The organism is Pantoea sp. NSTU24 (genome assembly GCF_050157905.1).
Classification (GTDB): domain Bacteria; phylum Pseudomonadota; class Gammaproteobacteria; order Enterobacterales; family Enterobacteriaceae; genus Pantoea.
In genome coordinates this window covers 3,610,818-3,630,813 of the sequence record NZ_JBKIWZ010000001.1, presented here as the reverse complement: position 1 = coordinate 3,630,813, position 19,996 = coordinate 3,610,818, and the positions used below count along the sequence as shown (strand labels likewise).

At 56.0% G+C, this 19,996-nt stretch carries 17 protein-coding genes, 1 tRNA gene and 1 pseudogene; 13 read left to right on the top strand and 6 right to left on the bottom strand.

Going from position 1 to position 19,996, the window contains the following annotated elements; translation table 11 throughout:
* Positions 1-6: 6 nt before the first annotated feature.
* From cutA to ACLHDD_RS17150, 9 genes are all read left to right on the top strand, one after another.
* Entirely contained in the window at positions 7-321 is a 315-nt protein-coding gene (cutA, locus tag ACLHDD_RS17190; protein WP_427105030.1) for a divalent cation tolerance protein CutA, read from the top strand.
* Positions 297-2,018: a protein-disulfide reductase DsbD gene (locus ACLHDD_RS17185; RefSeq protein WP_427105029.1), complete on the top strand. Its 1,722-nt coding sequence runs from the start codon at positions 297-299 to the stop codon at positions 2,016-2,018. The genes cutA and ACLHDD_RS17185 overlap by 25 nt, the downstream gene beginning before the upstream one ends.
* Positions 2,019-2,082: 64 nt before the next feature.
* Entirely contained in the window at positions 2,083-2,658 is a 576-nt protein-coding gene (gene dicD / locus ACLHDD_RS17180; protein ID WP_427105028.1) for a division control transcriptional repressor DicD, read from the top strand.
* Positions 2,659-2,765: 107 nt separating this feature from the next.
* Positions 2,766-2,841 (top strand) — tRNA-Phe (locus ACLHDD_RS17175).
* 1,101 nt (positions 2,842-3,942) lie between these two features.
* On the top strand, positions 3,943-4,521 hold the full coding sequence (locus ACLHDD_RS17170) for a fimbrial protein (RefSeq protein ID WP_427105229.1): 579 nt from the start codon (positions 3,943-3,945) through the stop codon (positions 4,519-4,521).
* 51 nt (positions 4,522-4,572) lie between these two features.
* Positions 4,573-5,262 (top strand): fimbrial biogenesis chaperone, encoded by a 690-nt coding sequence (locus tag ACLHDD_RS17165; protein WP_427105027.1) that lies wholly within the window; start codon positions 4,573-4,575, stop codon positions 5,260-5,262.
* A gap of 11 nt (positions 5,263-5,273) precedes the next feature.
* A complete protein-coding gene (locus tag ACLHDD_RS17160; protein ID WP_427105026.1) occupies positions 5,274-7,802 on the top strand; it encodes a fimbria/pilus outer membrane usher protein in 2,529 nt (842 codons plus the stop codon).
* Complete coding sequence (locus ACLHDD_RS17155) at positions 7,793-8,308, top strand: fimbrial protein (RefSeq protein ID WP_427105025.1); 516 nt, start codon at positions 7,793-7,795, stop codon at positions 8,306-8,308. The genes ACLHDD_RS17160 and ACLHDD_RS17155 overlap by 10 nt, the downstream gene beginning before the upstream one ends.
* Positions 8,305-9,324 (top strand): fimbrial protein, encoded by a 1,020-nt coding sequence (locus tag ACLHDD_RS17150; protein ID WP_427105024.1) that lies wholly within the window; start codon positions 8,305-8,307, stop codon positions 9,322-9,324. The genes ACLHDD_RS17155 and ACLHDD_RS17150 overlap by 4 nt, the downstream gene beginning before the upstream one ends.
* Before the next feature lie 126 nt (positions 9,325-9,450).
* Here ACLHDD_RS17150 and ACLHDD_RS17145 read toward each other — a convergent pair.
* From ACLHDD_RS17145 to ACLHDD_RS17135, 3 genes and pseudogenes are all read right to left on the bottom strand, one after another.
* A pseudogene (locus ACLHDD_RS17145) lies at positions 9,451-10,619 on the bottom strand (Gfo/Idh/MocA family protein).
* Positions 10,620-10,629: 10 nt separating this feature from the next.
* On the bottom strand, positions 10,630-11,547 hold the full coding sequence (locus tag ACLHDD_RS17140; RefSeq protein ID WP_427105023.1) for a TIM barrel protein: 918 nt from the start codon (positions 11,545-11,547) through the stop codon (positions 10,630-10,632).
* A gap of 150 nt (positions 11,548-11,697) precedes the next feature.
* Complete coding sequence (locus ACLHDD_RS17135) at positions 11,698-12,723, bottom strand: LacI family DNA-binding transcriptional regulator (protein WP_427105022.1); 1,026 nt, start codon at positions 12,721-12,723, stop codon at positions 11,698-11,700.
* A 260-nt stretch (positions 12,724-12,983) separates the two neighbouring features.
* Here ACLHDD_RS17135 and ACLHDD_RS17130 point away from each other — a divergent pair, with 260 nt between their 5' ends.
* The 3 genes from ACLHDD_RS17130 to ACLHDD_RS17120 all read left to right on the top strand — a co-directional run bounded on the left by ACLHDD_RS17130 (position 12,984) and on the right by ACLHDD_RS17120 (position 15,249).
* Complete coding sequence (locus ACLHDD_RS17130; protein ID WP_427105021.1) at positions 12,984-13,862, top strand: sugar phosphate isomerase/epimerase family protein; 879 nt, start codon at positions 12,984-12,986, stop codon at positions 13,860-13,862.
* Positions 13,863-14,081: 219 nt separating this feature from the next.
* Positions 14,082-14,945 carry a glutathione-dependent disulfide-bond oxidoreductase gene (gene yghU, locus ACLHDD_RS17125; RefSeq protein WP_427105020.1) on the top strand — a complete coding sequence of 288 codons (864 nt, stop codon included), beginning with the start codon at positions 14,082-14,084 and terminating at the stop codon, positions 14,943-14,945.
* 10 nt (positions 14,946-14,955) lie between these two features.
* Entirely contained in the window at positions 14,956-15,249 is a 294-nt protein-coding gene (locus tag ACLHDD_RS17120; protein ID WP_427105019.1) for a DUF1330 domain-containing protein, read from the top strand.
* Positions 15,250-15,286: 37 nt separating this feature from the next.
* Here ACLHDD_RS17120 and ACLHDD_RS17115 read toward each other — a convergent pair whose 3' ends face one another.
* Complete coding sequence (locus ACLHDD_RS17115; protein ID WP_427105018.1) at positions 15,287-16,372, bottom strand: YncE family protein; 1,086 nt, start codon at positions 16,370-16,372, stop codon at positions 15,287-15,289.
* 190 nt (positions 16,373-16,562) lie between these two features.
* Positions 16,563-17,501 (bottom strand): LysR family transcriptional regulator, encoded by a 939-nt coding sequence (locus ACLHDD_RS17110; RefSeq protein ID WP_427105017.1) that lies wholly within the window; start codon positions 17,499-17,501, stop codon positions 16,563-16,565.
* Positions 17,502-17,565: 64 nt separating this feature from the next.
* On the opposite strand from ACLHDD_RS17110, the gene ACLHDD_RS17105 reads away from it, so the two are divergent.
* A complete protein-coding gene (locus tag ACLHDD_RS17105) occupies positions 17,566-18,636 on the top strand; it encodes a tartrate dehydrogenase (RefSeq protein ID WP_427105016.1) in 1,071 nt (356 codons plus the stop codon).
* Position 18,637: 1 nt separating this feature from the next.
* Here ACLHDD_RS17105 and ACLHDD_RS17100 read toward each other — a convergent pair whose 3' ends face one another.
* Positions 18,638-19,969 carry a glycoside hydrolase family 28 protein gene (locus ACLHDD_RS17100; protein ID WP_427105228.1) on the bottom strand — a complete coding sequence of 444 codons (1,332 nt, stop codon included), beginning with the start codon at positions 19,967-19,969 and terminating at the stop codon, positions 18,638-18,640.
* Between the last annotated feature and the right edge of the window lie 27 nt (positions 19,970-19,996).

Below are 19,996 nucleotides of genomic sequence, written 5' to 3'. Positions count from 1 at the left end.
TTTCGGATGAACGCTGTCGTTATTCTCTGTACGACGCCCGATCAGGCTACGGCGCAGCGGCTCGCGACGCTGGCGCTGGATGCCAGACTGGCGGCCTGCGTGACCCTGCTGCCAGGGGCGATCTCCTGGTATCGCTGGCAGGGAAAGATTGAGCAGAGCAGCGAGATTCAGATGCTGCTGAAATGCGATAGCGATCATCAGCAGGCTTTGTGTGACCTGCTCAAAGCGGCTCATCCTTACGACGTACCCGAACTGCTGGCTCTGCCAGTTCAATATGGAGACAGGGAATACTTGTCATGGCTGCACGCATCTCTCGCTTAATTATGCTCCTGCTGGCGCTGTTTATCTGCCTGCAGGCGCACGCTTCCCTCTTCTCTGACCCGTCGACCCGCCGTTTCGTGCCGGTTGACCAGGCGTTTACGTTTGACTTTGACCAGCAGGGCGCGCAACTCAACCTGCACTGGAAGGTCAAATCAGGGTATTACCTCTATCGCCAGCAGATCCACATCACGCCGCAGAACGCGACGATTACGCCGCCGATGCTGCCCGCCGGTCAGCCGCATGAAGATGAGTTCTTTGGCAAAAGCGAGATCTATCCTGCGGATCTGACGCTGCCGGTGACGCTGCAGCAGGCCGCCAGCGGCGCCTCGCTCAGCGTCACCTATCAGGGCTGTGCTGCTGCCGGGTTCTGCTATCCGCCGGAAACCCGCACCGTTCCGCTGAACGCGGTGGCTGCCAGTAGCGCGCCCGCACAGGCGGCGACGGCCATCGATAAACCTGATGCTCAACCCTCGCCCGCCAGCCCGCTGCCCTTTTCCCCGCTCTGGGCGCTGCTGATTGGCATCGGTGTGGCGTTTACGCCCTGCGTGCTGCCAATGTATCCGCTAATCTCCGGCATTATTCTTGGCGGACAGCGCCACTATTCGCTGGGCCGGCTGTTTGCACTGGCAATGATATATGTGCAGGGGATGGCGCTGACCTACACGCTGCTGGGGCTGATCGTGGCGGCCGCCGGTCTGCGTTTCCAGGCCGCGCTGCAACACCCTTATGTGCTGGTGACGCTCTCCGTGCTGTTTATCGTGCTGGCCCTGTCGATGTTTGGCCTGTTTACGCTGCAGCTGCCCGCCAGCCTGCAAACCCGCCTGACCCTGTGGAGTAATCGCCAGCAGGGAGGATCGCTGCCCGGCGTCTTCCTGATGGGGGCGCTGGCCGGATTGATCTGCTCGCCCTGCACCACGGCCCCGCTCAGCGCCATCCTGCTTTATATCGCGCAGAGCGGCAATCTGTGGGCCGGTGCCGGTACGCTGTGGCTTTATGCGCTCGGGATGGGGTTACCCCTGATCGCCGTGACCCTCTTTGGTAACCGCCTGCTGCCGAAAAGCGGCCCATGGATGCAGACCGTCAAAGAAGGGTTTGGGTTTGTCATCCTGGCGCTGCCGGTATTTTTGCTGGAGCGGATACTCGGCGATATCTGGGGATTACGCCTCTGGAGCCTGCTGGGCGTGGCCTTCTTCGGCTGGGCGTTCAGCGTCAGCCTGCATATCCGCAGCCGTGGCTGGCGGGTGGTACAAATCGTCATGCTGGCCGCCGCACTCATCAGTGCCCGCCCGCTACAGGACTGGGCCTTTGGCAATTCTGCCGCGCAGCCAGTCGCAGTCGCGCTGCCATTTCAGCCTGTTCAGACGACGCATCAGCTCGACAGCGCGCTGCAAAAGGCCGGGGGCCGTCTCACCATGGTCGATCTCTATGCTGACTGGTGTGTGGCCTGCAAAGAGTTCGAGAAATATACCTTCAGCGATAGCGCCGTACGCGCCAGCCTGAGTCAGGTTCAGTTGCTGCAGGCGAATGTTACGGCCAACAGCGCCAGCGACAATGCACTATTGCAGCATCTTCAGGTGCTGGGATTACCGACCATTTTGTTCTTTGATGCGCAGGGCCGCGAAATCCCCGGATCGCGTCTCACCGGGTTTCTCAATGCCGCCGACTTCCGGGCGCATTTGCAGAAACTTACCCCATAAACAACACTGGAGTCAGATGATTGCCCGGTAATATAGCCGGGCCAGCAGACCAGAGGAGAGCCACTTGCAGCGTGAACAGATACTCGAGCATGCCTTAAATGTGCTTGAACAGAACGGCCTCGCCGCCACCCTCTCACTGGAGACCCTGGCGGGTTCCGGATTACCCTCAGAACAGCTGCAGCTCTTCTGGCCCGACCGTGATGCTCTGCTCTACGATGCGCTGCGCTATCACGGGCAACAGATTGAGACCTGGCGACGGCAGATCCTGCTGGATGCGTCGCTGACGGCGGAGCAGAAGCTGATGGCACGCTATAAAGTCCTGGCTGAGCAGGTCAGCAAAGGCCGTTTCCCGGGCTGCCTGTTTATCGCCGCCTGCAGCTTCTATCCGCAACCCGACCAGCCCATTCATCAACTGGCCGAACAGCAGAAGCGTGGTTCCTGGCAGTTTACGCATGACATCCTTCTGGATCAGGCGCTGGATAATCCTGCCATGGTGGCCGATCAGATGGAGTTAATTCTGGAAGGCTGCCTGAGCAAGTTGCTGGTAAAGCGTAATGTCCAGGATGTCGCCACCGCCCAGCGCCTGGCGGAAGATGTTTACAGCATCGCGCTATGCCGTAAACAGGGCGCGCTGGCCTGAAGTTTTATCGGTCCTGACTGAAAATCAGGCAATCAGTCACGTTTTCAGGGGTTTTTTCGTGAAAGCCGTTGACGACCTGCGGCCTTTACGGTTTAATGCGCCCCGTTGCCCGAATAGCTCAGTCGGTAGAGCAGGGGATTGAAAATCCCCGTGTCCCTGGTTCGATTCCGGGTTCGGGCACCAAAATTTGAAACCCTCGCCTCGGCGGGGGTTTTTTCATTTTGGGATAAGGCCGTCATCAACGATTCGATATCACATCCCCTATTTACCTTCCTGATCGCGCTGACGCACGGTGCAAACAGGAACCCGGCATTTTCAGGTCCGGCCTCCGGAAGGTGAAAACCCGCTTCGCTGAGAAGTTTTACTTTTCTGCCGCCACGCCTTTTTAAACCGTCCGGCAGATGCGCCCAGTGACATCACACAATACGTTACTGCATGATACAGCGTGCTCTTTCTGACAAGCCGGACTGACGGCATCCGGGAACAGGTTTTCCAGAGATTTATTTGCAGTCTTGCCGTTCCTCCGTTCCCGGCAGCGCTATGCCACTCCTCTTTTCAGCCCCCTATTCAGTCCGCCCTGGCCGGTCAGCCTGCCTGTCAGGCATAACAATCGTTTGATCCCTGGCGTTTCATTTCGCTTTCTCTCTTTTCATTTTTCCTCTTCCCTCTGTCAGCATCCCTTGCTGCACAAATCCGGTGATAATGCACTCCGTTATAAAAAAGGATTCTGCTGTTTGCGCGCACTGTGGTCCGGACCTTTTATCCACAAATTCTGAAGGTTACGCAGAGACAATTAAAATGATAATTCCTGATCATTATCAGAACAGGTTTGCAAGGCGACAGATAATCTTCTTCTTTTCGGTAGGAAATTAACAAGAAACTAAAACCCTTCAGAGAGACCACAGAGTTCCAATTTGATAATTGATATTAATAAAATGCTTATTTATCTACGCCCCGCCATTAAAAAAATAAATACTTTTTAACACTGAATTCAAATATAGAATAATTATTTACTCCCACCCTGAATACATAATTAATCCTGCGGGTGATTTTTTTATTAAATAAATTATAATACCTCCACCTTGTTCATTAACAGGAGAGCGCTAATCTGCACACATCATCCCTTAATGTTCGACAAGACAAAATAATCACTGTCAAAAAGAAATACACGCATATTTCAGCTTCGCTATCTCACGTATTTAGAGTAAAAATAACCTCTCTGTTTGCTGTCAATTGCCGTTTAAAAAATAAAGCAAACCCAACAATAAAGGTAATCTCATGAAAATGAAGTTTAATAAAAAACACCTCCTGGCATTAGGTATTTCAGCGCTTCTTCCAATGGGCTCAGCCCTGGCGGCAACCACCAGCGGTGGTTCTGTTAATTTTAACGGAAGCGTCGTGACATCAGCCTGTGCCATCAGTGCTAACAGCGCAAACATTGATGTTGATATGGGTGAAGTCCGCACGGCTACGCTGGCCGCTGCAGGCAGTGAAGCAAAGGTTGGTAAAACATTCTCTATCGCGCTTGAAGATTGCGCCATTGCTGATACGTCAACTTCTACCAGCACAAATCCTGTTGCCGCGACAACAGTTGCAGTGACCTTCTCAGGAACACCAGACAGCCACGACTCCAACAGCCTGGCAGCCGGGGTAAACGGCAGCGCAACATCCGCGCAGAACGTGGCAATTCGTCTTTATGATGAGCAGGGCAATGTCGTAAAACTGGGTGAAACAGCGACTGCAATCCCTCTGCGAAAAGGCTCTAACACACTGAACTTTAGCGCTAAATACTACTCACCAACCGGTGGTGCAACAGCCGGTAATGCCAGTGCTGTTGCCACTTATACCGTAACCTACTCGTAATCGTTATGCCCGGCTTAACAACCGGGCATAAACAGAACCTCCGGAGAAAAAATGCGTTCTTTTATCTGGTTTTTTCTGACTGCCACACTGTTTTCATCAGCGGCACAGGCGGGTGGCGTAGGATTAGGTGCGACACGAATGGTCTACGCCTCGGATTCAAAGCAATCCACCCTCCAGGTCAGAAATACCCATACGACCGCCTCATTTTTAATTCAGTCCTGGATGGAAACAGCCAGCGGTGCGCGTACACAGGATTTTGTTATTACCCCTCCGCTTTATGTTCTGAAGCCCTCCACTGAAAGCGTAGTAAAAATTATTTTCAACGGTAAGTCTCTGCCGCAGGATCGTGAATCTCTCTACTGGATGACGGTTAAAGCGATTCCGCAACAAATGGAAAATAGTGCAGGGAATTCTTTGCAATTCGCCTCTGCAAATCGCATTAAAGTATTTTATCGTCCGGCTTCATTGCGAGGAGATGCTAACGAAGCATGGAAAAAAGTCACTGGCGAATACAGGGCAGGAAATATCGCCCTCCGCAATCCAACGCCCTATTTCATCACCACTATAAATATAAAAGTGGATGGCAAGGCAGTTAAACCTGTGATGTTGCCGCCAGAATCCACGCTCACGCTGGCGGAAAAATTCAGCCAGCCTGCCTCACTGACCTTTCAGACCATTAATGACTACGGTGCATGGACACCTGAAACCCGCGCGCCATTGAACCATAACCAGACTCATTAAGGGAGAAATGCGTGAAAATGAAAATCGTTTGTGCGGTGGTGGCTTGTCATGCCATCGGATATACCGCCGCCGCGGAGAGCGATTTGCACTTTAATCCCGCCTTTCTTAATGGCGAGAATGCTTCAGCGGCTGACTTATCCTGGGTCAACACAGGCAGCGATTTACCGCCAGGCAAATATAACATCAACGTTTACATCAATAAGAATTATGCCTTCACTGGTAACGTCACTTTTGCAGTGGATAAATTCAATGGGGAAGAGGTTACGGCTCCCTGTCTGACAGCCAGCCAGCTTGATGCACTGGGTGTAGATATGTCACAAGCAAAGGGGGTCACTCTGCCGCTGGCTAAGCAGTGCTATTTCCTTAAGACACTGTTTCCTGACAGCAGCGCAGACTACAGGACGCAAACACTTACCCTTGATATCACTCTGCCTCAGAGCAGGATGCATAATCTGCCACGCGGCTATGTCAGCCCGGAGAGCTGGGAATATGGCATTCGCGCCGGATGGCTGAACTATGTCATCAATGGCTCAGATAACACTTTCAGAGGCAAGACTGAAACCCGCGATCAGCAGCTGTTTGCCAGCCTGAACAGCGGTATCAATCTTGGCGCATGGCGGCTGCGCGATTACACCACATGGACCAAAGATACGCATAAACTTAACCATGTTCAGACCTGGCTGCAGCGCGATGTTCCGGCGCTGGGCGCGCAGTTTTATGCCGGGGAAACCTATACTTCATCACAGGTGTTTGATCCTGTAGGGGTTCGCGGACTGGCACTGAAAACTGATGACAATATGCTGCCTGCCAGTCTGAGCGGTTACGCACCGGAAGTCCGGGGAATTGCGCGTAGCAGTGCCGTCGTCACCGTACGGCAGAATGGCAATGTTATCTATCAGACCAGCGTGTCACCTGGCCCCTTTGTTCTCAGTGACCTCTATCCCACCTCTTCAGGTGGCGATCTCTCGGTTACAGTCAAAGAGAGTGACGGCTACGAAAGCCGGTTTACCGTACCCTTCGCCAGCGTTCCGAATCTGATCCGAACCGGTCAGACCAAATATGCCCTCAGTGCCGGAAAATTCCAGCCGGTGAATAATCAGGACGCGCCGGCCTTTGCCCAGGGTGAACTGTTTTATGGCTGGAAATATGGACTCACCTTTTATGGTGGTGCGCAGTTATCTGAACGCTATCGCGGTGTTGCAGCGGGTATCGGTCAGAACCTGGGGCATCTGGGGGCCTATTCGCTGGATGTGACCCATGCCCTGAGTCAGCTTGCTGATGCGAGACGCTATAGCGGGGACTCTCTGCGTCTGCGCTACAGCAAATTGCTCAATGATATCGGAACACGCATTAACTTCTATTCGCTGCGTTACTCCACCCAGGGTTTCTATAGCCTCAGCGATACGGCATATAAAAGAATGTATGGCGGCAGACCCGAGCAGGTCGTGGCAGCGGATGGTACGATCACGACCCGCTATGAAAAAGTCTATGACCTCCGGCTGTCACGCAAAACCAGAAATCAGCTACAGCTCACCCAGCCGATGGATGAATATGGCTCGCTGTCTCTGTCGTGGAATCAGCAAACCTACTGGCGCACCCCGCAAACAACCCAGAGCATCCAGTTCGCATGGAATACAACTTTCCGCATGGCTTCGCTGGGCGTCAGTTTCCAGCGCAGTACCACGCTGTATGATGACCATAAAGATAACATTGTGGCGTTGTCGCTCTCGATACCTTTTGGTGATACCAGAAATTCGACACGTGCGCATTTTTCTACCACGCAGGGAAAATCAGCAGGCACCACCTACAGCGGTGGCGTCAGCGGCTATGTGCCCGGCACTGATGAGCTCTACTACAGCGTCAGTCAGCGCTACAACGCACAGCAACGGTATGGCGGCGATGCTGCATTGCAATATAAAAACCAGCGCGGCCAGTACAATCTGGGATACAGCTATGGACGTGACGCCCGTAACCTGAGTTACGGCATCAGCGGAGGGGCAGTACTGCACGAAGATGGCCTGACGCTGAGCCAGCCGCTGGGCAACACCAATATTCTGATCAAAGCACCAGGCGCCAGCGACGTTTCAGTTCTCAACCATCGAAGTATTAAAACCGACAGCAGAGGTTATGCCGTGATTCCTTACGCTACAGCCTATCGCATGAACCGGGTCGGACTCGATGCCACAACCGCAGGCAGTGATGTGGAACTTGATAACGCCATGATCAGCACCACGCCAACTGACGGCGCTCTGGTCAGAGCGACTATCGCCACTCAGCGCGGTGCAAAAGCGATGTTTATCCTGCGACAGCATGGTATCGATTTACCGTTTGGTAGCGTCGTTGCATTAGCGGACAGCGAGATTAGCAGCATTGTGGGTGATGGCGGCAGCGTCTATTTATCGGGTCTGCCCTTGAAAGGCACCCTTAACGCGGTCTGGGGTAAAGATAACGCAGCACGTTGTACTGTGCACTATCAGCTCGATAAGCAGGATTTTAATGCCCGTACAGGCCTCTATACCCTGGAGGGAACATGTCAGTAATCCGCCTTGTGTGCCTTATCCTGCTGTTGGCCTGCACAATGCCGGTCCGGGGCTACGATGTGTTGGTTTCCGTTACAGGCAATCTGATCGCCAATACCTGTGTGGTCGCTGCGGATTCGCTGGAGAAAAATGTTCCGCTTGGCGCTATCGGTACCAGACAGTTAAGCAAAGCGGGCGCGGTAAGCAACATTAAGACACCTTTTACCCTGACGCTGGAAGCGTGCGGGCCGACGTTTTCCGGGGTGAAGATCCGCTTCAGCGGCACACCGGATGATATCGATCCGCGACTGCTTAAAACGGCAAAGGGCGGCGCGACCGGCGTGGCCGTGCAAATTCTGAATAAAGAGGGGGCACTTGTCCCGCTGGGCACACAGACGACAACGTATGGTGCCGCAGGGAGTGACAGCGTCCAGCTAAATTTCTATGCCCGACTCGCCGCTACAGGCCCGGACGTTACCGCTGGCGATGTTTCTGCTATCGCCACCTGGACCACGGAGTATCAATGATGCGTGTTTTACTGCTGCTTGCCTGCTTTTTCATTTCAGCCAGTGTGATGGCGCTGGAGTTGAAATCAGATATCACCCTCTCCCCCAGACCCATGCAGTATTCCGGGCCAGCAGACTCCGTAATACCGGGTGAGATCATTGGCTCGGCCTGGAGCGCGTCAGCCGATGTTAATCAGGTTTTCTGGTGCGGATATTTATGGCAGGCCTGCTCAAAGGGAACGCTTGAGCCTTCTCCATCGGCAATCATGAGCGGCGCGACGGTGGTTGTCGATGGCGTTAACTACACCATTTTTGAAACAGGTGTACCCGGCGTAGGCTACATTATTGGCCTGAAAGATTTTAATGGCTCGAAATATGTGCCATTGCAATCGGGCATCACCCAGAGTTATCCCGTGCAGGGAGGAACGGGCGTTACGCAGGATCTGGGCTGGTCAGCAAAAATAACCTTCATTAAAACGGGAACGGCGCTGAAATCAGGTGTGTATACCACACCGACCATCCATGCCGCCGTTCTGACCGCTTACAGTAATGAAACCAAAACGGCACAGGTAATTATTAATCCTGCCACTATTACGGTGGCTGCCAGCGGTTGTACGGTCAATACCAAAAGTGCCAATGTCAATCTGGGTACGCTCGACATTCGCACACTGTCCACGGTGGGCAGCACCTCACCTTCCGGGGCATTCAATGTCACACTGACCTGTGACCAGCAGATTGCAGTCAGTGCGGTGATGACCGATCAGACGACGCCCGCTAACCGTTCATCGGTGGTCACACTGACGGGTGACTCAACGGCCTCAGGCGTGGGGGTCCGGTTCTTCTACAACGGTATCGGCCCGCTGAACATGGGCCCCGATAGCTCGGCTATGGGTACGCTTAACCAGTTCTTTATTCAGACCACGTCGTCAGCAAAACAGGTATTATCACTGCCTTTCCAGACGCAGTATATCCGCACGGGCGACCTGATTCCTGGCACCGCAAATGCTCTGGCGAGCATTACTTTTTCCTATCAGTAAAGAGAGTCGACTGACCGGACACTGCGGGCTTCTGAAACTGAAGCCCGCACTTTCATGACGGATCATGGGTAAACGCCGGGGTCCTGCCCGGCAGGCATACTACTCTCCACGCTGGCTTAAGCGGCTTCAGCATGCGACCCACGTCGCGCCGGCATCCGCCGATTTCACACATTGGGCGACCCAGCGCACGCCCATTAACCCTGCATGAACATCGGGATACCAGAAATCCTGCAGAAAAGCGATGTCGCGTCGATCGGTGGCGTCCATTGCCAGCGCGAAACGGCGATAGAGATTCGACCAGGCTTCAAACAAACTTCAGCATGTCCGCCGCCGATACGATCCTCTGCCAGCGCATTCGGACTGAGATAGGGCATACCGCGTTCCAGAATCCGCACCGGCTCGCCCTGCACTTCATAACGCAGCTGATTAGGCTGCTCATCCCACCACTCCAGACTGGCTTTCGCGCCAACGACGCGAATCTTCTGCCCGTGCATGGAACCGGCATTGACCGCCGATGCCCAGAGCGTGCCGACCGCACCGTTGTCATACTCCATCATCACAAAAGCGTTATCCTCCAGCGGCGCGCGCGAGGCAACAAAGCTCTGGCGCGCGCAGAGCAGCCTCGTCATCTTCAGCTGCGGCAGCATGGTTTCGGCGATAAACAGCGGATGCGTGGCCAGATCGCCTAATACATAGCTCGGCCCGACAAAACGCGGGTCTACCCGCCAGCGGGTACTTTCACTCTGCAGCTCCACCGCCTCATTATGGAAACCGTGAGCAAACTGCATGTTCACAATGCGAATCTCGCCCAGCGCCCCTGCGGCGATCATCTCTCTGGCCTGATGGATCAGCTGATGTCCGGCGTAGCCGTAGGTGACGCCCACGATCTTCTGCTTCTCCCGGCTGAGCTGCTCCAGCTCATCGGCCTCTTCGAGCGTAAAACAGAGCGGCTTCTCGCATACCACATGCAATCCGGCATTAAGCGCCGCCCGGCAGATGGCAAAATGTGTATTGTTCGGCGTGGCGATCGAAACCGCCTCGACCCCATCATCGCGTAGGGCTTCTCCGGCGAACAGGCTGGCATAATCGGGGTAACAGCGTTCAGGTTCCACACCCAGCGCCTGACCAAACTCACGTCCGCGCCTGGCATCAATATCAAAGGCACCCGCCAGCAGCGTGAAGTTACCGTCACGCTGCGCCGCCGAACGGTGGATGTAGCCTATCTGACTGGTACCGCCGCCGCCGATCATTCCCCAGCGCAGTGAGCGATTAGCCGCTTTTTTTCCGTTAATCATGCTGTTGCCCTCAGAATCCAGTTGTTCGGAGATAGTCCAGGCTGGCTTTCACATCGCGCAGGCTGGTGTCGGCAAGGCGCGGATCGCGCTCCTGTTCAATGGTGATCCAGCCCCGGTAATGGCGTTCTGTCAGCAGCGCGTGCACGGCCGGATAGTCGATTGCGCCCTGGCCCAGCGGGCACATGACGCCCTCCGCGCAGGCGGTGAAGAAGTCGACTCCGCGCGTGATGGCGTCCTGCCAGACCCGCAGATTCACATCTTTGAAATGGAGATAGTCGATGCGCGTCCAGTACTTTTTCAGCGCCGCCACCGGGTCTATCCCGGCGTAACAGAGGTGGCCGGTATCCAGGCACAGCCCTGCGACCTGATGCGGAATATCCCTGACCAGCTGCGCCAGTTCGTCGGCAAACTCAATACAGCCTCCCGCATGCGGATGGATCACCGGCCGCACGCCATACTCCCGCCAGGCGATCTCGCTCAGCTGGGTGATGTGCCGCATCATGCGCTGCCACGCATCCGCGGAAAGCCGGGGCGCATTACCGGACTGACCGGCATATTTCGCCCGTTCCGGATTGCCGAAGTCGATAATCACCAGACAGGGCGCGCTGGCCCCGGGCGTTTTCGCCGCCGTCGGGACAGAGGCGAGGGTGCGACAAAGGTTGTGGGTCAGCGTCACCAGCGAGGGAAAATGGGCCTCACTGACCAGATCGTCAAAGATCGTACCCGCCACCAGCGAAAGCTGATGCGCATCGAGCTGCCGGGTCAGCTCAGCCGGATCGGTGGGCAGGTAGCCCCACGGCCCCAGTTCGATGGCCGGATAGCCCGCCTGCGCGGCCTCGGTCAGGACCTTCTGCCAGGGTGGCAGCCAGGGATTGGCGGGATCGTCCACGCCCCAGCTACAGGGCGCATTAGCAATGTGAAAGGTCATCGTGTCTGCCTCTGCAGTAAGAACTGCCGGCAGTATCAAACAAAAATTTCATCTCAGACAACGATGAAAGTTTCACTTTTTGATAGAGATCGCTTTTAAAAGCTGCATTAAATGATAGATTCCTATCATTAAAAGGCTAACACCTTCTTTCTACAGGTTTTCCCGCGTCACAATTTCAAAGGGCACAATAACCTGTGCAAAGCGATCCCGCGGCCCCATCCGCCCGTTCAGACAGGTTGCGACCACCGCTTCGGCCATCGCCTCAATACGGTGGCGCAGCATCAGCGTGATGGTACCGTCAATCAACGCCAGTTCGTCGCCAGGTAGCGGGCCGTGGCACACCAGGTCGATCTGCGTGCGTCCGCTCTCACGCAGCGCCTGTACCACGCCCTCAATGCCGCCACAGGGGGCATAAATCATGACCAGATCGTCATGGCTCTCCAGCAGCGCCCGGGTGGCCTGGTAACCCCCTTCTGCCGTCTCGTTCGTTTTCAGTGGCTCCAGCACGCGCTGGCTGATGCCCGACTCACGCAGGGAGGAACGAAAACTGATTTCGCTGCTCTCCTGGCAGGTAAAGCGATGGTCGCCGATCAGCACGCCGACGCACCCTGGCTGGCGCAGCAGGTGGCGGGCCATCCAGGCGGCAGTGCGTCCCGCTTTCTGACTGTCAATGCCGATAAACCCCGCATGTTCACAGGCCGAAAAGTCGGAGAACAGGGCGTAAACCCGCACACCGAGCCGCGAAACATCCTGAATCGCGTGACGAATCAGCGGATGATCCAGCGCCACCAGCGCGATCGCGTCGCAGCACTGCGCCAGCTGCCGCACTGAACGGGCTACCGCCTCCACGTCATGAATATCATGCCAGCAGAAGACCGGTTCACTGCCTGCAGGCTGCTGCTGTTTCGCCTGCTGTTTCAGCGCCTCGCCCAGTTGCTGATAGAGCGAATAGCGCGAGGGCAACAGGATAAAGCCAAAGCGTAACGCCTGCGCGGCGGGCGGCGCGACATGCTGGCTGTGTGCCTGTGTCAGCTGATAGCCCAGCGATCTGGCGGCCGCCATCACCTTCTGCTCTGTGGCGCTGCGCACCGGTGCGCGACGGTTCAGCACCCGATCCACCGTAGCCACTCCCACGCCCGCCGCCTGCGCAACGGCGGCCATCGTTATTTTTGGCATATCCCTTCTCCCTCTTTACGCTCTGTTATAGTGGGTGGCGATAACACTTTATCGCGGCACGACCTTTTTCTCTCATTTATTTGATAGAAAATATCACATAAAGTTGATCGCTTTTGCAAAAATGAAACATAAATTTCTTTCTGCATTCTCTTTAAAACAGTCATTTGCTAAAACCGGTGAAAGATCCCTGCAAAAGTGGCACCCAGACAGGCGTCCTCTTCAGTCAGGAACCGTTCCTTCAACCTTGCCGGAGCAGACAGATGAAAATCGCTTTTGATGTGGATGTGATTAAAGATTTGGGCATCACCCGAATGGTTCATCAGGTCGCGGAGTGGGGATACAGCTATATCGAACAGTCACCGCATCCGCAGATCAACCCCTTTTATAAGCACCCCAAAGCCAGCCGTGAAATCATCACCGAGTACAAAAATGCCCTGCGTGCCACCGGCCTGGCGATCTCCTCATTTATCGTCGTCTATCGCTGGTCCGGCCCGGATGAGCTGCGTCGTCAGGCGGCGGTGAAAAACTGGAAGCGGATGATTGAGATCGCGGTTGAGATGGGGGTGCCAGTGATCAACACCGAACTCTCCGGCACGCCAAACGAGCCGGAAATCTGCGAAGAGATGTTCTATCGCTCAATGGAGGAGCTGCTGCCGCTCCTCGAACGTGAAGGGATTCGCGTCGAAAGTCAGGCGCATCCATGGGATTTCTGCGAAGATAGTAACGAAACTGTGGATATTGTGAAGTCGTTCCGCAGCGACAACGTGAAGTATATCTACAGTGCGCCACACACTTTTTTCTATGACAAAGGCAAAGGCGATGTGAAACCGATGCTGGAGTATGCCGGAGACGACCTGTCCCACGTCCTGATCGCCGACACCATGAATCACACCAGACACTGTCGCTACATCGTTAACCCGCCGGGAGTGGATGCCACCATTCATCAGCACGTTGGCGTCGGCGAAGGCGAAGTAGATTTCGACACCCTCTTTAAAACGCTGCGCGACACCGATTTTGCCACCCGCACACATAAAGTGGGCGGTGAATCGATTATCGCCACCTCTCTGTTTGGCTACCCGGAAAAAATGAAGGTACAGGCTATCGAAACCCGTGAACGGATTGAGCGGGAACTGCTGTAAACCTGCCTGCCGTGCAGTAGTCGCCTGCTGCACGGTATCGCCTGATCAGAACCCTCACCCCTCCGCCTGACACACTTTTATGCACTTTTCTCCGACGCCGCAGCCCGCCTGACCTCCACGCGGGGCAGCACGCCTTCACGCAGCCAGCAGAGTTAAACCGTCTTCGCAGCACCTGCTACACTCCAGACCAACCCTCACATCACAAGGCGAACTTTCATTATGTCGGAAAATGCATATCAGCCCGCAAAAGTCTGGACCTGGGATCCTGAAGCTAAAGGCAACGGTGCGAAGACGAATCGTCCGTTCGCAGGGCCTACCCATGAAAAAGCGTTGCCGGTCGGTAAACATCCCCTGCAGCTCTATTCACTGGGCACGCCAAACGGCCAGAAAGTGACTATCCTGCTGGAAGAGCTGCTGGCGCTGAACGTTAACGATGCAGAATATGATGCCTGGCTGATTCGTATCGGCGACGGCGATCAGTTCTCCAGTGGTTTTGTCGACGTAAACCCGAACTCAAAAATCCCGGCGCTGAGCGACCACTCGGCTACGCCGCCTATCCGGGTATTTGAGTCGGGCAATATCCTGCTTTATCTGGCAGAAAAATATGGCTACTTCCTGCCAAAAGATACCGCCTCCCGTACCGAAACCCTGAACTGGCTGTTCTGGCTACAGGGCTCCGCACCTTATCTGGGCGGTGGTTTCGGTCATTTCTATCATTACGCGCCGGAAAAAATTGAGTACGCCATCAATCGCTTCACGCTGGAAGCGAAGCGTCAACTTGACGTACTGGATCGTCAGCTGGCAGACAACCGCTATCTGGCCGGTGAGGATTACACCATCGCCGACATCGCCACCTGGCCGTGGTACGGCAACATGGTGCTCAACGATCAATATGGCGCTGCCGAATTCCTGGATGTGCAGTCCTATAAAAATGTGGTGCGCTGGGCGAATGAGATCGCGCAGCGCCCTGCCGTAATACGTGGCCGCAAGGTCAACCGTGTGATGGGTGATCCGGCCGATCAGCTGCATGAGCGTCATGATGCCGCCGACTTTGATACCCAGACTCAGGATAAAAAAGCCTAAGGAGAAACCTGTGAGTGCATACGTTGTTTTTATTCGTGATAACACCCTGAACCAGGATGAAATGGCGATCTACGCTGAAAAAGCGGGCCAGGCACGGGGCGATCATCAGATCAATCCACTCGCTTTTTATGGCGAGCTGGAAACACTGGAAGGTCAGGAAGCGGAAGGTGTGGTCATTCTGGAGTTTGCGAGCCGCGAAGCGGCTCACGCCTGGTACGACAGCCCGGAATATCAGGCGGCCAAAGCGCATCGTCTGAAAGGTGCCAACTACCGCGTCGTGCTGGTTGAGGGTGTCAATAAGTAGGTAACAGCTAACAGGGCGGCCGTCGCGCCGCCTTTCTTTACTGCAGATTAATTCGCACCACGCCATCCTGCGCCTGGCCGCCATTATCCTCATTTATCGCCTGTTTCAGGGTGACAAAGAGCGTCTGCCCATCCGGTGCGACCAGCAGATTTTCAGGATGCCCCTCGAAGGACCAGCTGTTTTTAATCTCATAAGTCGTACCATCCAGCTGCAGCACCTTTTTCGACGCACGCTGGCTGATGTAGATTTCATTGCGCTTGCCGTTAAATTTAATCCCCCATGCATTGCCCGGTATCAGACTCTGGATCACCCGGCCACTCCGCTCATCAAACACCCGCGCCTGTCCGGCCGGAGAATGCGCCGTGACAAACAGCCGGCCCGTTGCCGGATCTTCCGCCATGTTAAGGAACGGATCGGCCTGTCCGTCACCCGCCGTCAGACGCTGCTCAATCCTGTGATTACGCGGATTGATAATCAGGATTTCTCCGCTGCCATTCGTCGCGTAAATCCGGTCGCTGACCGGGGAAAACAGGAGGCCGCCGATTGCGCTTCCGGCTGCGGTAATCCGGGCTTTCAGCTTCAGGGTTTTCGCCTGAACGACCCAGATCACCCCCGAATCACCCACATAGAGCAGGCCGTCATGCAGTAAAATTTCATGTGGATGGCAGGGCTGACCATCCTGAGCTTTCTCATTCAGAATCAGGCGTTTCAGCACCCTGCCGTTTGCCGGATCGATCGCGGTGATCGCGCCATCAACGGCGTTGGTGGCATAAAGCGCACTGCCGTCCGGTTCACCGATCAGACCCACATTTTTCAGATCGAAGTGCCCTGCTCCGCGACTCTGCAGCGTGGTCGCATCAAGCTGATGGATCATACCGCCGCTAATCGTCTCTGCCGCCTGCGCGCTGGCGATGTAAAGCGTATTGGTTGCGGGCAGATAGACGATCTGCTGCACGCCCTCTTCCAGCTCACGCTGGATCAGATTGTCCGGGCTGGAGGGCTGCATCACCACCGCGCCGCTGCCATCCACTTTTTTCGTTGTGGTCTGACATCCGGTCAGGCTAAAGACGCTGACCACCGCCAGGGTAAGGGCCAGCTTATGCGGGCTGAACAACGCTTTCATGCTTAACTCCTCTGTCGAACTGCTGCTCCGGGCGGGACCCAGCAGACCCGGCAGGCTGGAATAAAAAGAATGAGAATCATACGCATCAGCGAAAATTGTGTAAACGCATCAGCCTGCCCGAACGCGCAAATCAGCATTATGCGGTATATAACGTGCTCAGCACCGCTGAAAGAGGAGCAGGCATAACTGACTACGCAATTGATTGAAGATGCTGTTGCAGAAAGGCGACAAAGGCGGAAATCCGTGCCGGAAGCTGACGCTGCGCCTGCCAGACAGCAAAAATATCCCCATCCGGCGCCTGCCAGTCGGGTAACACCGGCAGCAGTTCGCCCGATGCCAGACTGTGCTGCGCATCCCACCAGGAACGCAGCAGAATGCCATGTCCGTCCATCGCCAGGCGCATCGCTACTTCGCCATCGTTAGTGATCAGGCTACCGCGCACTTTCTGCGTGATGCTCTGATCGCCGCAGTTCAGCCGCCACAGGGTAAAATCGCTGTCGTGCTGGCGCAGTAAAATGCAGTTGTGCTGCGCAAGATCGCGCACGGTGGCAGGCAGACCGTGCCGGGCAGCATAGGCAGGCGAGCAGCAGAGAATACGCGGATTGGTTCGCAGTCTGCGCGCCACCAGCCGTGAATCGGGCGGTTCGCCGACGCGAATATCAATATCCATATTCGCATCCGGAAAGTTCAGTGACTGACTGCTGAGCTGCAGTGACAGCGAGAGCTGCGGATGCAGTGCGGCAAAAGCCGATACACAGGGCGCAATATGGCGACGGCCAAAGCCGAATGAGGCGTTGATGTTCAGTGTGCCGCGTAACTGAGCGGTTTCTCCGCTGACGGCTTCCTCCAGCGCAGCCAGCTGCTCCAGCAGCGGTCGGGCGCCCGCCAGATAACGGCGGCCTTCCGCCGTCAGTTCCAGCCGTCGCGTGGTGCGGCGCAGCAGCTGCACGCCGAGGCGCTGCTCCAGCTGGCTCAGACGTTTACTGACCGCCGCCAGCGACAGGCCCAGTTCGTGCGCCGCCGCCGTCAGACTATCCAGCGCGGCCAGCCGGACAAAGAAGGCGAGATCATCTGACGAGGTGCGGGATTCTCTACTTTTATTCAACACTGGGTTGCGTTCCAGACTCATTATCTCCCCGGAAGCAACAGTTATACTGCGTACACAATTCGAACATCAACCGGAAAGGTGCCCTGTGACTGACAAAATACACCGTATTGCCGTAATCCCTGGCGACGGCATCGGCAAAGAGGTGATGCCGGAAGGCGTGCGCGTGATGAATGCGGCAGCAGAAAAATTTAACATCCCTCTGCGCTGGGAGTGGTTCGATTATGCCAGCGCCGACTACTGGCAGCAGCACGGTAAAATGCTGCCTGACGACTGGTTTCCGCAGCTAAAAGCCTTTGATGCGATCTATTTTGGTGCCGTCGGCTGGCCTGAGGTGGTGCCCGATCATGTGTCGCTGTGGGGTTCGTTGCTGCAGTTCAGGCGTGAGTTTGATCAGTATGTCAATCTGCGTCCGGTCCGGCTGATGCCTGGCGTAAAAGCCCCCCTGGCGAACCGCCAGCCTGGCGATATTGACTTCTACGTGGTGCGCGAAAATACCGAAGGCGAATACTCCAGTGTCGGCGGGACGATGTTCCCTGGTACCGATCGTGAAGTGGTTATTCAGGAGACGGTCATGACGCGCACCGGCGTCGACCGCATCCTGAAGTTTGCTTATCAGCTGGCGCAGAGTCGGCCAAAAAAGCACCTGACCTCCGCCACCAAGTCCAACGGTATCGCCATCACCATGCCTTACTGGGACAGCCGCGTTGAGGCGATGGCCAGCCAGTTCCCGGCGGTGCGCGTCGATAAGTATCACATCGATATTCTTACCGCTAACTTCGTGCTGCACCCGGACTGGTTCGATGTGGTGGTCGCCAGCAACCTGTTCGGCGATATCCTCTCCGATCTCGGCCCGGCCTGCACCGGCACTATCGGCATCGCGCCTTCGGCCAATATCAACCCGGAAGGTCTGTTCCCCAGCCTGTTTGAACCCGTGCACGGTTCCGCGCCCGACATCGCCGGAAAAGGTATCGCCAATCCTGTCGGGCAGATCTGGTGCGGGGCGATGATGCTGGAACACCTTGGTTACAAAGCGGCGGGCGATGCCGTGCTGAACGCGATTGAACGCACGCTGGCGGCAGGTCAGCATCTCACACGCGATCTCGGTGGCAGCGCCACCACAGAAGCGCTGGGGGCCGCCATCGCCGCGGCACTGTGAGTCACACGGGGAGCTGCACGACCGAATCAGGATGCCAGCCAGCCGGTAACGGCGCGGGTCGGTGGATTGTCAGGTGGTGCAGTTGCAGATTCACCACGCCACGCGCGAACAGACCGGGCAACCCGCCGGGATAGGGCTCCACACCGAAGGCTTCGCCGGTTGTCGGATCCAGTTTGTAGGCGTTGTCCAGGCCCATGCCGGTCGGGGCGTCCGGATTACAGGGCGGCCGAATGTCATACTGGCCCTGGGCCATCGGCGACAGCGTCTGCCGCATCTGAAGCTGGCTGATCGCCACATCGCGTATCCAGCCCGGCTTTGCCGCATGCAGATTAATTGCGCCTTCCGCCACGCCGGTCAGGTTACTGAACTGCACCAGCTCGACGATGCCGGGCGGGATTGCCGGATCGCGGCTGCGAACAGAAATGTGCAGCGGATCGGCTTTGCCCCAGTGACAGGGCGGTGCATGGTGGCAGGTAAAGGTCAGATTGCTGAACTGCAGACGCCGTATCGCTCCGCCGTCGCGTGACAGGATGCCGATTCCACGGTTGGAATCGAACAGCGTGCAGCCGGTCACCGTGACATCTTCGATATCGTTCCAGGTCTCCGTGCCGATTTTAAACGCGCAGCTGTAGCTGCGCAGCAGGCAGTTAGTGATCATAATCTGCCGGGCCGGACGCCGCAGTGCCGTGGGCTTGCAGGTGGTTTTAATACAAATCGCATCATCGGCGGCGCTGAAGTAGCTGTTACTCACAAACACCGCTTCACAGCTGTCGATATCCAGCGCATCGGTGTTGGGCATCGTCATGCTGTTGTCGATCGTGAGATGGTCGATATGCACATGGCGACAGCTCACCAGATGCACCGTCCACATCGGCGCCTGTACGAGGGTAAACGCCTTTAGTGTCACCTGTTCGCAATCTTCAAACACAATCATTCGGGGCCGATCGACGCGCGGCAGGCGGTAGCCCTGCTCATCACGCTCAGCGGCAAACCAGGCTTCACCCTTGCCATCAATGCGCCCGCTGCCGCTGATGGTGATATTGCGCTGGCCCAGCGCATAGAGCAGGACGTTATGCGACTTCTCCGCACAGCTCAGCGTCTGCACGGCCTGATAGTCCGTCAGCCGGTGACTGGCGATCAGCTCCGCGCCTGCTTCCAGGTGCAGCTCAAAATCAGAGGGCAGGGTCAGGCAGCCAGAGCAATAGCGCCCGGCTGGCAGGGTCAGACGCCCGCCTCCCGCCGCAGCAATCTGATCCAGAGCGCGTTGCAGCACCCCGGTATCGGCGGTTTCGCCATCGGCGACTGGATGAAAATCAGCAAGGGAAAGGTGCATCATGCGTCTCCCACAGGTTGAGGAGGA

Excerpts from the sequence above, each read along its gene's own strand:
- cutA (WP_427105030.1), top strand. The coding sequence starts at position 7 with ATGAACGCTGTCGTTATTCTCTGTACGACGCCCGATCAGGCTACGGCG.
- ACLHDD_RS17170 (WP_427105229.1), top strand. The coding sequence starts at position 3,943 with ATGAAGTTTAATAAAAAACACCTCCTGGCATTAGGTATTTCAGCGCTT.
- ACLHDD_RS17155 (WP_427105025.1), top strand. The coding sequence starts at position 7,793 with ATGTCAGTAATCCGCCTTGTGTGCCTTATCCTGCTGTTGGCCTGCACA.
- ACLHDD_RS17135 (WP_427105022.1), bottom strand. The coding sequence starts at position 12,723 with ATGCCAAAAATAACGATGGCCGCCGTTGCGCAGGCGGCGGGCGTGGGA.
- ACLHDD_RS17165 (WP_427105027.1), top strand. The coding sequence starts at position 4,573 with ATGCGTTCTTTTATCTGGTTTTTTCTGACTGCCACACTGTTTTCATCA.
- ACLHDD_RS17130 (WP_427105021.1), top strand. The coding sequence starts at position 12,984 with ATGAAAATCGCTTTTGATGTGGATGTGATTAAAGATTTGGGCATCACC.
- ACLHDD_RS17100 (WP_427105228.1), bottom strand. The coding sequence starts at position 19,969 with ATGCACCTTTCCCTTGCTGATTTTCATCCAGTCGCCGATGGCGAAACC.
- ACLHDD_RS17185 (WP_427105029.1), top strand. The coding sequence starts at position 297 with ATGGCTGCACGCATCTCTCGCTTAATTATGCTCCTGCTGGCGCTGTTT.
- ACLHDD_RS17110 (WP_427105017.1), bottom strand. The coding sequence starts at position 17,501 with ATGAGTCTGGAACGCAACCCAGTGTTGAATAAAAGTAGAGAATCCCGC.
- ACLHDD_RS17150 (WP_427105024.1), top strand. The coding sequence starts at position 8,305 with ATGATGCGTGTTTTACTGCTGCTTGCCTGCTTTTTCATTTCAGCCAGT.
- ACLHDD_RS17115 (WP_427105018.1), bottom strand. The coding sequence starts at position 16,372 with ATGAAAGCGTTGTTCAGCCCGCATAAGCTGGCCCTTACCCTGGCGGTG.
- yghU (WP_427105020.1), top strand. The coding sequence starts at position 14,082 with ATGTCGGAAAATGCATATCAGCCCGCAAAAGTCTGGACCTGGGATCCT.
- ACLHDD_RS17140 (WP_427105023.1), bottom strand. The coding sequence starts at position 11,547 with ATGACCTTTCACATTGCTAATGCGCCCTGTAGCTGGGGCGTGGACGAT.